Raw genomic sequence first — 14,571 nt, 5'->3', positions numbered from 1 at the left:
CGGCGCGGACGGGCGTCAGGTCAGGCGTCCAGCTCGGCAGCGACCGCGCGCACGACCTCGGACACCTTTCGAGCGATCTTGCGGTCGGGGTAGCGCCCCTTGCGCAGCTCGGTCTGCACCGTGCCATCGAGCAGGGTGATCATGTCCTCGATCATCCCGTGCAGTTCGTCGGTGGTGTGCTTGTGATTGACCGGGCCGACGCTCTCGCGGCGCGGCTTGGACACCGTCGGCGGCGGGTCAATCAGCTTGACGCTCAATGCCTGCGGCCCGCGACGGCCGGCGGCCATGCCGAACTCGACCTTCTGCCCGGCCTTGAGACCTTCCACTCCAGCAGGCAGCGCCGAGGAGCGGACATAGACGTCCTCGCCGTCCTCCTGCGACAGGAAGCCGAAGCCCTTTTCGGCGTCGTACCACTTCACCTTGCCGGTTGGCACTGCACTCACCTCACATAATTAACGCGCCCCAGATAGGACGCGGTGACTGGTCATCCTACTCGGACCGCGCAAGTGGCCGCTACGCTGGCAATATGACCCCGCTCATCGATTCCCACGGCCGGGTCGCCACTGACTTACGAGTGTCATTGACGGACCGGTGCAATCTGCGGTGCACCTACTGCATGCCCGCAGAGGGACTCGACTGGTTGCGCAGCGACGCACTGCTCACCGCTGACGAATTCACTCGCCTCATCGGTATCGCGGTAACCCAGCTGGGGATCCGAAGCGTCCGGTTCACCGGCGGGGAGCCGTTGATATATAGGGATATAGCGAAGCTCGTCGCGGCGGTGTCGGCCCTCGCACCGCGGCCGGACATCGCGCTCACCACCAACGGCATCGGCCTGGAACGTCAGGCCACCGCACTGCGGGATGCCGGACTGGATCGCATCAACGTGTCACTGGATACATTGGACACCAACCGTTTCGCCGCGACCACCCGTCGGGACCGGTTGCCAGATGTCCTCAGGGGGCTCGAGGCCGCCACTGCCGCCGGGCTGACACCGATAAAGCTCAATGCGGTTTTGACGCCCGGGCAGTACAAAGAAGATGCCGTCTCGCTGTTGCGGTTCAGCCTGGACCACGGATACGAGCTGCGGATCATCGAACAGATGCCCCTGGACGCCGAACACAACTGGAGCCGGGACCAGATGGTGACGGCCGAAGAGGTCCATGCCGCGCTGAGCCGCGAATTCGCCCTGACCGAAGATCCGGCACCCCGCGGCAGCGCCCCAGCGCAACGCTGGCTGGTGGACGGGGGTCCCGCTACGGTCGGAATCATCGCGTCCGTGTCACGGCCGTTCTGCGGGGACTGCGACCGCACTCGACTGACGGCTGACGGCCAGGTACGCAATTGCCTGTTCGCCAGCACCGAGACAGACCTGCGCGGACTGCTCCGCTCGGGCGCCGACGACGCCGCGGTGGTATCGGCATGGCAGGCAGCCATGTGGGCGAAGAAGCCGGGCCACGGCATCAACGACCCAACCTTCCTGCAGCCGGATCGTCCCATGAGCGCGATCGGCGGCTAGGTGAGCATCCGAATCCGATACTTCGCTGCCGCCGCGACCGCGGCGGGTCGGCAGGAAGAGATCGTCGAACTCCCCGCAGGGTCGTCTTTCGACGATCTCACCCGCCATCTGGCCGCGAGGGGGACGGAACTGGAACGCGTTTTGGCGCGTTGTTCCTTTCTTTATGACGGCGTGGCGGTCCGCGACCGTTCCGACCGGCCCGAATCGGGGGCTGTCGTGGATGTTCTGCCTCCATTCGCTGGCGGGTAGAAGTGCGCTGGCACAACCGCTTCTTAAGGAAGTTCTAAGGTAACTCTGAGAGTTGCGTGTAGAGATCTCCAGGAAATTTCGTGATATGCGACACACCACCTCAGGTCACAGTCGGGTCACGGCGTGGACACGGGACGGTGGAGCTACGCATCAACCTGCACAGACCTCGTCCACGGCGGGAATAAACCCACCCCGCCGTGGACGAAACACCGTGGAATGTCCAACATGACGAGACGCGCATGGGCACGTACGGTCATTCGAAGTCCATATCCGCGCACCGAGCTCCGTCCCTCGGGTATGGCACCTCGTCGGTAAATCAAGGGACGGAGGCGGGGAACCCAACCGCCGGAGATCTCGATCTCCAGCACGAACCTCACTGGTTCTTGGGGTGAAGCCCGGGAAACCGGGCCGGGCGACCTCTCGCTCGAACCCGACAGCTCACTTCGCAGGTGCGTCACAGAGAGGAACACGACGGACATATGAGTGGACGGCACAGTAAGCCCACCAAGGCGGGCGCTAAGGCGGCCAAGGTCGCAGTAGCAGGTGCAGGCCTTGTCGGTGGCGGTCTGATGATGGCCGCGACGGCCAACGCAGCCACCGACGGCGAGTGGGATCAGGTCGCGCGCTGCGAGTCTGGGAACAACTGGGCCATCAACACCGGTAACGGGTACCAGGGCGGGCTGCAGTTCTCGCCCAGCACCTGGATCAACAGCGGTGGCGGCCAGTTCGCCCCGTCCGCTCACCTGGCCAGCAAGGAACAGCAGATCGCGATCGCCGAGAAGGTGCTCGCAGGCCAAGGCCGTGGCGCCTGGCCGGTCTGCGGCCGTGGCCTCTCCGGTTCCACCCCCCGGACCGCTCCTGCCGCGAACATCACCCCTGCCGCGCACCATGAGGCGCAGGCCACCGAGCCCGCACCCGGACCGGCCCCCGAGGCGGACGAGCAGTTCGTCGCCGAGGCGCCCGAGGCTCCCGTAGTCGAAGAAGCCCCGGCACCCGAAGAGGCGCCCGCCCCTGAGGCCCAGGAAGTTGACTTCCAGTCCGGCCCCGCACCTGCCGAGCCCGCCCCGGCACCCGAGCCCGAGGCTCCGGCCGAGGAGGCCCCGGCCCCCGATTTCGTCGCCGCCCCGGCACCTGAGGCCCCCGTCGTCGATGAGGCGCCCGCTCCTGAGGCTCCCGCCGCCGAGGATCAGGTCCTACCGTACGAGTTCCAGTCCGGCCCCGTACCCGCCGAGCCCGCCCCGGCACCCGAGCCCGCCGCTGCTCCCGAGATTCCGCTTCCTGCGGGTGTCCCGGATGCCGCGGACATCGGATTCGCCGCAGGCAAAGCCGCGTTCGACGCCGGTCCGGTGGCCGCGAACGGCGTGCCAAACGCCGAGTCGATCGCGGGTGTTGTTCGTCATCTGCCCGATCCGAACAACCTGCCTCCCGGCACCACCGATGTGACCCCCTCCGATGGTCGCGGAGTGTCCTACCTGAAGGACATCGTCTTCGCGATGCAGACGCAGGATGTCAAGGCCAGCGACGCAATCCTCGCCCTGGCGCAGCGCTAACTCACGCATTCGAAAATCGCCCCGGCCCTGACGGCCGGGGCGATTTTCGTTGCACGGTAACCCTTTCGGATGGAATGGTAGGCGCCTTGTCAAGGGGGTTGACGTCCCGGATTCTAGGCGTACCTTGGTCTCCATGACGGCATCGACCACTCCCCCAGACGTACCGAGCCACGAAGCATTCGAAGCGGTCTACAACGGCAAACCCATGTTCGAGGGCGCCCCGGCCGCGGGTGTGCCCTGGGATATCAGGGACGCGCAGCCTCGAATCAAGGAGCTCGCCGCATATGGTGCGCTGCGCGGCAACGTCTTGGACATCGGCTGCGGTCTCGGCGAGAACTCGATCTACCTCACCCAACAAGGCCTGTCGGTCACCGGCCTAGACTTCTCCCCCTCCGCCATCGAACAGGCGAAGGAACGCGCCGCCGCCGCGGGCGTAACCGTCGACCTCCAGGTCGCCGACGCCACCAAGCTCGACGGCTGGGACGGAAAGTTCGACACCGTGATCGACAGCGCCGTGTATCACTGTTTCGACCACGAAGACCATCAGCAGTACGCCGCCGCACTCCACCGGGCCACCCGGCCGGGCGCGCGCTGGTTCATCGCCTGCTTTGGCGACGGCACCGTGAACGGCATCGCGATGCCGTTCGGTGTGCAGGATCCCGAAGAGATCAAGAGCGTATTGGCCGAAGCCAACTGGAACATCCAATACTTCGGTAGCACAACATATCTCGGATCTCGAGTGGCATTCGTCGGTGCCGCGCTGGCCGGTATCGACCCCGAGCAGATGCCCGCCGAGATGCGCGAGCGGTATCAGCTGCCGGGCGTGGCCGAACAAGCACAGAAGACATTCGAGCGTCTCCAGCAGCTGGACGACGATCTGATCCACATGCCGTTCTTCAACATCGTCGCAGAAAGAGGCTGAACAGTCATGACCGCACCAACCCAGAACACGTTCGAGGATCTATACCGAGAGAGCGTCAAGGACAACGGACCCATCATCCCGTGGGATTCCAAGGAGGCTAAACCCCGCATCAAGGAGCTGGCCCTGCTCGGCGCGGTCCGCGGAGACGTCCTGGATATCGGCTGCGGCCTCGGCGATAATGCCATTTATCTTGCCCAGCAAGGCTTTAACGTCACCGGACTGGACTTTGCCCCTTCGGCGATCGAACAAGCCAAGGGCCGGGCAGCGGCAGCCGGCGTCACCGTTGACTTCCAAGTCGCCGACGCCACCAAGCTCGACGGCTGGGACGGAAGGTTCGACACCGTGATCGACAGCGGCGTCTACCACTGCTTCGACGTGGAAGGAAACGCGAAGTACGCGTCAGCCCTCCACGGTGCCACCCGCCCCGGAGCGCGTTGGTACATCTGGTGTTTCGCACAGGGAAAGGTGCACGGCGTGCCTACGCCGTTCCAGAACGCGCTGCAGGCGGAGGAGATCGAACAGGTGCTACCCGCCAATGGATGGACCGTGCTGCAGCTGAACCCGACCACAATGGCGGCGCCAAAGGCCGAGTTCCTCAACGCGATTCGCGGCAGCTACCGCGGAGACCCCGAAAGACTGGACCGGCTCGAACAGGATGTCGACGATCAGCTGCTCTACGTCCCGGTGTACACGGTGATCGCCGAACGGGCCTAAGGAGCTACAGCTGGCGGCCCGCGAGTACGCGGGCCGCCGACGCCGATATCGCGGCGATGGTCCACAGCGCGGATGGAGAGGCGAGCATGGATGTCACAGTGCTGGTACCGGATTCAGGCACCATGCCTTCCAGCCGCTGAGTCAGCCACCGCAACGCCGAGGGTGCCCCCAGCACCACCAGCGACAGGTGCTCACTCAGCCGATCGCGCCGATACGTGACATCCGTGCCGTTAGCCAGATAGAACTCGGCCTGCCGATCCACCTCGGCGATACCGACAAGCTGATCGCGCACCGCTGTGTAGAGATACACGGGACAGGTCGGCGCTACCTTGCCCAGGCGCAGGTCCTCGCTCATGGCGGCGATATCGGGTAGCGCCATCAGCTCGGCCAACGGGCGGTCGAGATATCTGTCGAAGTTCCGCAGTGCATAGCGGGTAATCGCCTGACCGGTCGACAAACCGCGCACCGTCATCATGATCTTTGCACCCTTGCGCGAAAGATGTTCACGCAGCATGGAATCCAATGCCGGATAGCTGTCCTGCAACGCCGAGATCGCGGCCATGCCAAGACCCGCGAACACGCCGCCGTTGGTCCTCTCCAGGATAGCGCTGGGGTCGGAGGCCGGTGAACCCAGCGCCGCGGCCACGATATTGAGTTCCGGCGCGTAGCCCGGCGCCATCTCCACGGTCCACGAACTGGCAAGTCCGCCACCGGAGTAGCCCCACAGTCCGATCGCCGTGCCGGCGGGGAGACGCAGTTCGGAGAAGGCCAGGGTGGCACGCAATCCGTCAAGCACGTGATAACCGGGTTGGCGCGCAACAACATAACGTCCCGGCTGCCCGCCGTGGTCAGCAACGCTCACGATCCACCCCTGGCGTAGCGCGGCCGCCATCAGCAACAGCTCGATCTGCGGGTTGGCGAATGGCCCCCGGGCGCCCTGCAACAGACAGTAGGACGGGAAGCAAGTTCGCTGGCTGGAATTGATCGCGCATTGATAACCGAGCAGGCGTGGGTTGGCGGAGTCATGCGCCGCTGGCACCAGCACCGTCGTCGTGGTGACTTCCGGGGCGCCGTGCGGATCGGTGGTTCGGTACAGCAGCTGCCAGGCGGTCACTCGCTGGCGAAGTACCCCAAGGAATCCGACATCCACAGGACGGGCATGCAGCACCGTTCCCGGTGCCGTATCACCGAAGCCGTCGGGCGGGATATGGAAGGAATCCTCGGCCGGGCGGGCAGGGCGTCTACCGGGGTGCGGAAAGATCTCGGGCGCGGGCGCCACATCGGAGCGTTTCGGCTGCGCGACAGTGCTCATGAACTATGGAAGTTAATGCACTCAACGGAACAGTAGTGCCCTGATCTGGGTTTTTAGGTATCAAACCCCAACCGGAGCCCCGATTTTTCAGGCCGAGCCCACCCACTCGTCACTGCCATCGGCGAAGAACTGGTGCTTCCATACCGGTAGCGCCGCCTTCACGTCATCGACGAGGCGCTGGCAGGTGGCAAATGCCTGACGACGGTGGTCGGCGCTCACCGCCACGACAAAGGCCGCCTCACCGACCGTAAGCGCGCCGATACGGTGGCTCACCGCCACCGCACGCACGCCCTCGGCCTCAGCGGCGATACGTTCCACCACATCGGCCAGCACCTGTTGGGCCGACGGATGCGCCGAATACTCCAGCCGCAGCACCGTCTTACCGCCGTCATGATCGCGCACATTGCCCACGAATCCGACTGTGGCTCCAGCAGATTCATGATCGACGAGCTGCTCGTGCTCGATCAGCGAGATGCGTTCCGCGGTCAGCAGCGCACTGGTGACGGCGGCGCTCATGGGTGATCACCCCCGGCGATCTGGTCCAGCGCATGGTCGAGCACTCCGCCGAGTACCGACAGCCCGTCACGCACCCCGCCGGTGGAGCCGGGCAGATTCACCACCAGCGTGTGGCCGACGACACCGCACACGCCACGGGACAGGATGCTGGTTGGCACGGCAGGCAGCCCGGAGCGCCTGATGGCATCGGCCAGACCGGGAATCTGGTAGTCCAGCAGCGCGGCGGTCTGTTGAGGCGTGACATCAGTCGGTGAGAGCCCGGTACCGCCGGTGGTGACAACGAGCCGAACTCCCTCGTAAGAAACCGCCTCCCCGATCGCTTCCCCCACCGCATCGCCGTCGGGCACCACGACCGGTTCCTCAACGCGGAAATTCTGCGCACTGAGCCATTCGACGATGAGGGGCCCGGTCTTATCGGGGTACAGACCGGCGGCGGCACGGGTCGAGGCCACGACCACCCGCGCAGACTTCACGGTCGGGTCCATGTTCCGGTCTTGCCGCCCTCTTTGCGCAGCACCCGGACGTCGTCGATACGCGATGCCGGGTCCACCGCCTTGACCATGTCGTGCAGCGTCAGACCGGCGACCGTCACGGCGGTCAGCGCTTCCATCTCGACCCCGGTGCGGTCGTTGGTGCGCACAGTGGCCGTGATGTGGATGGACCCCGCTACGTCGGCGGGACCCTCGATAGCCCCAATCTCGAAATCCACGTCGATGCCGGTGAGCGGTATCTGGTGACACAGCGGGATGAGCTCGCTGGTGCGTTTGGCAGCCATGATGGCCGCCAGCCGAGCGGTGGCGATGGCGTCACCTTTGGGGAGCGTGCCGTCCGAGAGAAGTTTCAGAACCTCGGGGGTGGTAACGAACCGTCCCGCCGCGACGGCCTCGCGTGCGGTGGCCTGTTTGGCCGATACGTCGACCATGTGCGCGGACCCGTGCTCGTCGATATGCGACAGGCGGTCGGGCATGCCCCTGTTACTTATTGATGACCGTGACGGGGTGCACGTACGGCACAGACTCCACCGGGAACTCGATGTCGCCGAACGGAGATAGCGCTCCCGTGCGGTCGGTCGCGAGCTCGCTCACCGCGTGCTCGCCGTCCACATGCGCGGGCCAGCCGTTGTCGACGTACTGCTTCTTGTCAGCCACAAAGTCATTGTGGCAGGCCGGGGGGCCGACGGCGAACCCAACCCGCGATTACGCTGGTCGCCGATGAGCGCGTGCGCGAAGAGGATCATGCCCGGATGAGTGATGACGCGGCGTTGGTTACCTGGCTGCACCAACTGACCGATGAACAGTTGGTGCAGCTGGTCCGACTGCGGCCCGATTTGGCATCCCCACCCCCCGGCTCGCTGGCGGCGCTGGCGAGCCGTGCGCTGTCACGCCAATCGGTGCGCGCAGCCTCCGACAACCTGGACTTTTTGACCCTGGCGGTGCTGGATGCGCTGCTGGTGGCACGTGCGGAGGTCACCGGCGTGCCGCTCTCGGATGTGCTTGCCCTGGTCGACGGGCGCGCCACGGAACTGCAGGTACGCGCCACCCTGGACCGGCTGCGTGACCTCGCACTGGTGTGGGGCGATGGCGAGCTGCACCTGGCGGCAGAGACCCGGTTCGGTCTGCCCTGGGTGGTTGGGCAGGTGATCAGCGAGCAGACCCCCGACTCGTTCGACGAGGCGCGTGCCGCACTAGAGATCGCCGATGGCCGCGAGATGGAGCTGCTGCAGGCATTGATCGCGGGGTCCCCCATCGGTCGCACCCGCGATGCCGCCCCGGACGCCCCTCCGGACCGACCCGTACGGAGGCTGCTGTCCGCGGGCCTGTTGCAGCGCATCGACGACGAGACGGTGCTGCTGCCCCGATCCGTGGCACAGCTGTTGCGCGGCGAGGAGCCGGACCGGCTACAGCCCCCGATCACGAAGACGACGACGTCGACCAAGCCCGAGGCCGACGCTGCCGCGGCCGGCGCCGCCCTGGATCTGCTGCGCGAGGTGGGACTGCTGCTCGACGAGCTCGGCGTCAACCCCGCACCGCAGCTGCGCAGCGGCGGCCTGGGAGTGCGCGAGGTCAAACGGCTCACGAAGGCGACGGGTATCGATGACACCCGCATGGGACTGCTGCTGGAGGTGCTGGCCGCCGCGGAGCTGATCGCACTGGGCGAGCCCGATATCCAGACCGATAACGACGGCTGGCATTGGGCGCCGACCGTCCAGGCCGATCGGTTCGTGGAGCTGTCGGCAGCGTCCCGTTGGCTGCGGTTGATGACGGCCTGGTTGATGTTGGCGGCGCGGCCCGATCTGATCGGCAAACGCACCAGCGAGGACAAACCGATTGCGGCCCTGTCGGATTCGCTGCGTTCGACGGCGGCACCGTATGACCGCAAGCTGCTGCTGGAGATCCTCGGCGAATTGGATCCCGGGCACGGGTTGCAGCCCGAGGAGGCGTCCCGGGTGATGCGGTGGCGTCGTCCACGTTGGGGTACTCGGCTAGGTGTGGAACCGGTAACGGCCCTGCTGCTCGAGGCGACGACGCTAGGAGTGATCGGACGTGGCGCACTACCGACACCTGTTCGCGTCTTCCTGGACAGCGCCGGCAACGAGTTGGCCACGCTGGCCGCGATGGAGAAGGCGCTGCCCGCGCCCATCGATCACTTCTTGGTGCAGGCCGACCTCACCGTGGTGGCTCCGGGTCCGCTGACCCGCGAGCTGGAACTGGATCTGTCGGCGGTAGCAGACCTGGAATCGGCGGGGGCGGCCAGCGTCTTTCGGGTGAGCGAGGGCAGCATCCGCCGGTCACTGGACTCGGGACGCACGGCCACGGGTCTGCACAGCTTCTTCAGTTCACGATCGAAAACCCCTGTCCCCCAGTCACTGACATACCTCATCGACGATGTGGCGCGCCGGCATGGGCAGTTGCGCGCCGGGGTGGCCACCTCGTTCCTGCGCTGCGACGACATCGCCCTGCTGACGCAGGTGATGTCGTCGCATCTGGCCGAGGATCTGGGCCTGCGGCTGCTGGCCCCGACCGTCGCGGTGTCGTTGGCCCCGTTGGCTGAGCTGGTGGCCGGACTGCGCTCGGCGGGGTTCGCCCCCGCTGCCGAGGACGCCACCGGGACGATCGTGGAGCTGCGTGCGCACCGGGCCCGGGTGACGCCGCAGCCACATCGCATGGGGTGGACACCACCGGTGCTCAGCGAGCCCGCTGCGGCCGCGGTGATCAAGGCCATCCGAGCTGTCGGTGATCGCGACAGCGGTGTCCGCATCGAGCTGTCGCATGCGGTGGCGCTGTTGCAGCAGTCGGCCAAGGCGCAGACCAGCGTGTTGATCGGATACGTGGACCCGGCCGGGGTGGCGTCCTCGCGGGTGGTCAACCCGATCAGCGTGCGGGGTGGGCAGCTGTCAGCCTTCGACACCGCCGCGGGGCGCATCCGGGATTTCGCGATCCATCGCATCACCGCGGTATCACCGCCCTCCTAAGGCGCCGACACGCCGCGCGGTGGCGGTTCTGTATCGCACGTGTCCGCCACAAATGGGCGTGTCGGCGGGGGTCAGTAGGCTGGATCGAATGACCGACGGACCGCTGATCGTCCAATCCGATAAGACCGTGCTGCTGGAGGTCGATCACGACCAGGCCAACGCGGCGCGCCAGGCGATCGCCCCCTTCGCGGAGCTGGAACGTGCACCCGAGCATGTACACACCTACCGCATCACGCCGCTGGCATTGTGGAACGCCCGCGCCGCCGGCCACGACGCCGAACAGGTCGTCGATGCGCTCGTCACCTTCTCCCGTTACGCGGTGCCGCAGCCACTGCTGGTGGACATCGTCGACACGATGGCACGGTACGGACGCCTACAGCTCGTCAAGCATCCGGCACACGGGCTCATGCTGGTCAGCCTCGACCGCGCCGTGCTCGAAGAAGTGCTGCGACACAAGAAGATCGCCCCCATGTTCGGCGCCCGTCTCGACGACGATACGGTGCAGGTGCACCCCAGCGAGCGGGGTCGCATCAAGCAGATGCTGCTCAAGATCGGCTGGCCTGCAGAGGATCTCGCCGGATATGTGGACGGCGAGGCCCACCCGATCAGCCTCGCGCAGGACGGATGGGAGCTACGCGACTACCAGCAGATGGCCGCCGACTCGTTCTGGGCGGGCGGCTCCGGGGTCGTGGTGTTGCCCTGTGGCGCCGGCAAGACGCTGGTGGGTGCGGCCGCCATGGCGAAGGCACAGGCAACCACCCTGATCCTGGTCACCAACACCGTCGCCGGGCGCCAGTGGAAACGTGAACTCATTGCACGAACCTCGTTGACCGAGGAGGAGATTGGCGAATACTCCGGCGAGCGCAAGGAGATCCGCCCGGTCACCATCGCCACCTATCAGGTGATCACCCGGCGCACCAAGGGTGAGTACCGCCATCTGGAGCTCTTCGACAGCCGCGACTGGGGGCTGATCATCTACGACGAGGTGCACCTGCTGCCCGCACCCGTGTTCCGGATGACGGCGGATCTGCAGTCGCGGCGCCGCCTCGGACTCACCGCCACCCTCATCCGTGAGGACGGTCGCGAGGGCGACGTGTTCAGCCTCATCGGCCCCAAACGCTATGACGCGCCGTGGAAAGACATTGAGGCGCAAGGTTGGATCGCCCCCGCCGAGTGCATCGAGGTGCGGGTAACCCTCACCGAGAACGAGCGCATGATCTACGCAACCGCCGAGGCCGATGCACGGTACAAGCTGTGCTCGACGGCCCACACGAAAATCAATGTGGTGAAGTCGATCCTGGCCCGCCACCCGGGGGTGCCGACGCTGGTGATCGGCGCCTACCTGGATCAGCTCGACGAACTAGGGACCGAACTCGACGCCCCGGTGATCCAGGGCTCCACCAAGAACGCCGAACGTGAGCAATTGTACGACGCGTTCCGGCGCGGAGAGATCGCGACCCTAGTGGTGTCCAAGGTCGCTAACTTCTCCATCGATCTTCCAGAAGCCGCTGTGGCCGTACAGGTTTCGGGAACATTCGGATCACGCCAGGAGGAAGCGCAGCGCCTGGGTAGGCTGCTGCGGCCGAAGGCCGACGGCGGGCAGGCCTACTTCTACTCGGTGGTGTCCCGTGACACCCTCGACGCCGAGTACGCGGCACACCGGCAGCGGTTCCTGGCCGAACAGGGCTACGGCTATCGGATAACCGACGCCGACGATTTGTTGGGGCCTGCGATCGGTTGAGCACTCAACGCTCGTCCTGAGCCCGGGAGAGTTCGTCGCCGGCCTGCTCGGCGGGTGATTCGAAGCGGCGCTTGATCCGCAGCAAGGGCGTCTCGAAGTACCGGAAGCTCAGGTAGGCAACGGCGATGACGAGGACAACCGTGCCAGCGCAGAGCGCCAGTCCCTGCTCTTCGTGCACAAGCCGGCGTACGACGTTGGCGCACAACATATGCATCAGGTAGATGCCGTAGCTGATCACGCCGATGAACGCGAGGGGCCGCCACGTCAGTACCGGATGCATCAGCGTGTTCTCGCGGATAGTGACGGCGGTAACGGCAACGGCCATCACGATCTGGATCGACCATGACGGGGCGCCACACCACAGTCCTGCGATCATCACCGCAAAGACCGCAGGGGCCGACCACCACCAACCCAGCACCATCGCGACCGCGGCGTAGCCGCGACGGGTGTTCACGACAATCGCGAAGGCCGCGCCGAGCAGGATGGGCAATGACAGGCTCGCCAGCATGCGCCAGGGCAGCAGCTCAGTGTCCAGGAAGATGCCGGCGCAGACGGATACCGACGCCAAAGCGAAAAGCACGGTGAGCGGTGCCCAGATTCGCCCCTTGCCCACCAACAGAGCACCCACCAACAGCGGTGGCCACAGCAGGTAGAACTGCTCCTCCGTGGACAGCGACCACGAAAAATAGAACGGCACCGAGGTGCCGCTGGTGAGGTCGACAAACCAGTTGACGGTGTAGGTCAGGAAGGCCGCTAAGTTCCCGAAGAATTGCTCACCCTTTGCCGTACCGCGCTCGGTGGCGAACACCAGCACGATGTATAGCATCAGCACCACGTAGTACAGCGGGAATATGCGTAACGCCCTGCGTGCGTAGAAGTTTCGCAGCGATATAGACTCGGCGCGATCACGTTCGCGGATCAGCAAGGTGGTGATGAGAAAGCCGCTGATCGCAAAGAAGAAATCGACGCCCATGAATCCGCTCTGCGAGATCCGCGGACCGGGCGTCCCGGACGTGTGGTGCCAGATCACCGCGAGGACACTCAGTGCTCGCAGGCCGTCCAGCGCCCCGAATTTCTTTGTCGCAAGGAACGACTCGTAGGCGGCCACCGCGCGTTGCGACAGCCTGTCATCAGCGAGATGCTGGTTCACTACTACGACTCTCCAACTCGATGATCGCGAAGGATTCGCTGCATCGAAAGTAGGGTACGGGCGTAGCCAGATTACCGTTGCTGTTTACATACCCCGTCGTCGGCAGTGTCGAGCTGGATATCCGTCGAGCTGATCGAGGGCGTCAGGAACCGAAGTTGCCCGATCAACTCCCTGGGCAGGTCCTCGATATGGGTCGGGTACCGGGTGCCGTCGATCACGCTTCGCGCCGTCAGCGAGAAGCTCTTGGCGACGTCCGCGTCAAACGCCCCGTACTTCTGCAGCGCCGTCGCGACCATTCGTTGAAAGGGGCTGAGATTCAACGTTCGCAGATCGAGGGACGGATCAAGCTGAATCCTTATCCCCTCCGGTACCCCGTCCGGGACCGTGCCGTCCGAGCGCGTACCCGGATACACATAGGTGGGTGCATTGATGGGGATGGCAAACCGCAGTGCATGATCGATCACTCCGCCCTGCACATCTTCCGGCGTGATCAGCCCCGCGAGATAGGACAGCTCGCCTCCCGAATGTGCGGGCCCACTGACATGTCCTCCTGATCCGGTGTCGACCCGATAGGTGGCCTGGGCGATCGCCGACATGGATTCCGTTGCGAAGGATTGGAATTCGTACTCACATCCGTTGGTGTCGTCAATGATCGCGATGTGAGCGTCAGAGTCCTGCGTGGGTCGGTAGTGCGGCAGATACGGGACGTCGATCGATTTCCCACTGTTGCGGACGGTGACGGCGCGGGTGGGAGTGCCCGCGGGGGCGTGATACACCGCAGTGGTCCAGATGTCCTCGTTGACGTCGATGGTCTTGATACTCGGATTGTTCAGCAGCGCGGCAACCCAATACGGCGACCGAGGGTCGACCGGCGGGTTCGGCGGGAGAGGCTGATTCAGGAATGAGTTGGCCGCGAAATAGTTACCGTTCGTCGATACCGGCCCGCGCGCCGTTTGGGACACCGAGAACTCTTGTACCGCAGGGCCGCCGGCATTGAGAAAGCTGACCCGGATGGTGTGCACACCGGCCTCGACGTTCCGCGTGGCAAGGTCGGTGCCCCAGTCGCGGGTGTCGGCGTGATCGAAGATCTGCTCGCCATCGAGCCACACGCGCGCGACGACACCACCGCTCATCGAGGCGATCCGATACTCACCCGCCACCGGAAACCGGATCGAGCCGGTGGCATCGACCGAGAATCCGTCGGCATTAACCCATGGCGCGGGTGATCCGGTGAAGTGCCCGCCGACTGAGTACTCGCATCTGGCGAGCACCGCAGTGCCCGACTGATCGGTGTTGTTGTAGTAACGCGTCCAGTACTGACCCACATCGCAAGGGTTCGTCGCCGCGACGTCCGTCCCGGGACCGACCGGCGCACAGGCAGCCACCAACAGGAACACCGAGAGCAGGACTGCCGCGCGCACGAATT

The 14,571-nt window shown here is 65.3% G+C and carries 15 protein-coding genes and 1 riboswitch; of the genes, 7 read left to right on the top strand and 8 right to left on the bottom strand.

All coding sequences use genetic code 11. The features are described from left to right. Positions 1–20: 20 nt before the first annotated feature. A complete protein-coding gene (locus tag MLB1_RS17340) occupies positions 21–434 on the bottom strand; it encodes a cold-shock protein (RefSeq protein WP_180751079.1) in 414 nt (137 codons plus the stop codon). Between the two features lie 92 nt (positions 435–526). On the opposite strand from MLB1_RS17340, the gene moaA reads away from it, so the two are divergent. The 5 genes from moaA (at position 527) to MLB1_RS17310 (ending at position 4,954) form a co-directional block, all read left to right on the top strand. Further along, complete coding sequence (gene moaA, locus MLB1_RS17335; RefSeq protein WP_180751078.1) at positions 527–1,519, top strand: GTP 3',8-cyclase MoaA; 993 nt, start codon at positions 527–529, stop codon at positions 1,517–1,519. Further along, positions 1,520–1,768 (top strand): MoaD/ThiS family protein, encoded by a 249-nt coding sequence (locus tag MLB1_RS17330; protein WP_180751077.1) that lies wholly within the window; start codon positions 1,520–1,522, stop codon positions 1,766–1,768. Between the two features lie 296 nt (positions 1,769–2,064). Further along, positions 2,065–2,237, top strand: a riboswitch (cyclic di-AMP (ydaO/yuaA leader). 10 nt (positions 2,238–2,247) lie between these two features. Continuing rightward, positions 2,248–3,318: a transglycosylase family protein gene (locus tag MLB1_RS17320; RefSeq protein ID WP_180751076.1), complete on the top strand. Its 1,071-nt coding sequence runs from the start codon at positions 2,248–2,250 to the stop codon at positions 3,316–3,318. A 133-nt stretch (positions 3,319–3,451) separates the two neighbouring features. Next, positions 3,452–4,240 (top strand): class I SAM-dependent methyltransferase, encoded by a 789-nt coding sequence (locus MLB1_RS17315; protein WP_180751075.1) that lies wholly within the window; start codon positions 3,452–3,454, stop codon positions 4,238–4,240. 6 nt (positions 4,241–4,246) lie between these two features. After that, positions 4,247–4,954, top strand: coding sequence for a class I SAM-dependent methyltransferase (locus MLB1_RS17310; protein WP_180751074.1), 708 nt, complete (start codon positions 4,247–4,249; stop codon positions 4,952–4,954). A gap of 4 nt (positions 4,955–4,958) precedes the next feature. Here MLB1_RS17310 and MLB1_RS17305 read toward each other — a convergent pair whose 3' ends face one another. From MLB1_RS17305 to MLB1_RS17285, 5 genes are all read right to left on the bottom strand, one after another. After that, positions 4,959–6,266: a lipase family protein gene (locus MLB1_RS17305; protein ID WP_180751073.1), complete on the bottom strand. Its 1,308-nt coding sequence runs from the start codon at positions 6,264–6,266 to the stop codon at positions 4,959–4,961. A gap of 87 nt (positions 6,267–6,353) precedes the next feature. Further along, complete coding sequence (locus MLB1_RS17300; protein WP_180751072.1) at positions 6,354–6,782, bottom strand: molybdenum cofactor biosynthesis protein MoaE; 429 nt, start codon at positions 6,780–6,782, stop codon at positions 6,354–6,356. Continuing rightward, complete coding sequence (locus MLB1_RS17295) at positions 6,779–7,267, bottom strand: MogA/MoaB family molybdenum cofactor biosynthesis protein (RefSeq protein WP_180751071.1); 489 nt, start codon at positions 7,265–7,267, stop codon at positions 6,779–6,781. The genes MLB1_RS17300 and MLB1_RS17295 overlap by 4 nt, the downstream gene beginning before the upstream one ends. Continuing rightward, positions 7,252–7,749, bottom strand: coding sequence for a cyclic pyranopterin monophosphate synthase MoaC (moaC, locus tag MLB1_RS17290; RefSeq protein WP_180751070.1), 498 nt, complete (start codon positions 7,747–7,749; stop codon positions 7,252–7,254). The genes MLB1_RS17295 and moaC overlap by 16 nt, the downstream gene beginning before the upstream one ends. Positions 7,750–7,756: 7 nt before the next feature. Then, the gene (locus MLB1_RS17285; RefSeq protein ID WP_180751069.1) at positions 7,757–7,930 is read right to left on the bottom strand and encodes a hypothetical protein; all 174 of its coding nucleotides are present in this window, start codon (positions 7,928–7,930) and stop codon (positions 7,757–7,759) included. Between the two features lie 95 nt (positions 7,931–8,025). Between MLB1_RS17285 and MLB1_RS17280 the strand changes: the two genes are divergently transcribed. Both MLB1_RS17280 and MLB1_RS17275 read left to right on the top strand, forming a co-directional pair. Next, the gene (locus MLB1_RS17280) at positions 8,026–10,254 is read left to right on the top strand and encodes a helicase-associated domain-containing protein (protein WP_180751068.1); all 2,229 of its coding nucleotides are present in this window, start codon (positions 8,026–8,028) and stop codon (positions 10,252–10,254) included. Between the two features lie 88 nt (positions 10,255–10,342). Then, the gene (locus MLB1_RS17275) at positions 10,343–11,995 is read left to right on the top strand and encodes a DNA repair helicase XPB (RefSeq protein ID WP_180751067.1); all 1,653 of its coding nucleotides are present in this window, start codon (positions 10,343–10,345) and stop codon (positions 11,993–11,995) included. Positions 11,996–11,999: 4 nt separating this feature from the next. Here the strand turns inward: MLB1_RS17275 and MLB1_RS17270 are convergent, their stop codons facing one another. Both MLB1_RS17270 and MLB1_RS17265 read right to left on the bottom strand, forming a co-directional pair. Further along, a complete protein-coding gene (locus MLB1_RS17270; RefSeq protein ID WP_180751066.1) occupies positions 12,000–13,145 on the bottom strand; it encodes an acyltransferase in 1,146 nt (381 codons plus the stop codon). Between the two features lie 71 nt (positions 13,146–13,216). After that, the gene (locus MLB1_RS17265; RefSeq protein ID WP_180751065.1) at positions 13,217–14,566 is read right to left on the bottom strand and encodes a PA14 domain-containing protein; all 1,350 of its coding nucleotides are present in this window, start codon (positions 14,564–14,566) and stop codon (positions 13,217–13,219) included. Between the last annotated feature and the right edge of the window lie 5 nt (positions 14,567–14,571).

Source organism: Mycobacteroides sp. LB1 (genome assembly GCF_013449725.1).
Classification (GTDB): domain Bacteria; phylum Actinomycetota; class Actinomycetes; order Mycobacteriales; family Mycobacteriaceae; genus Mycobacterium.
The sequence above is the reverse complement of the archived record's forward strand: the minus strand, read 5'-3'. Positions and strand labels throughout refer to the sequence as shown.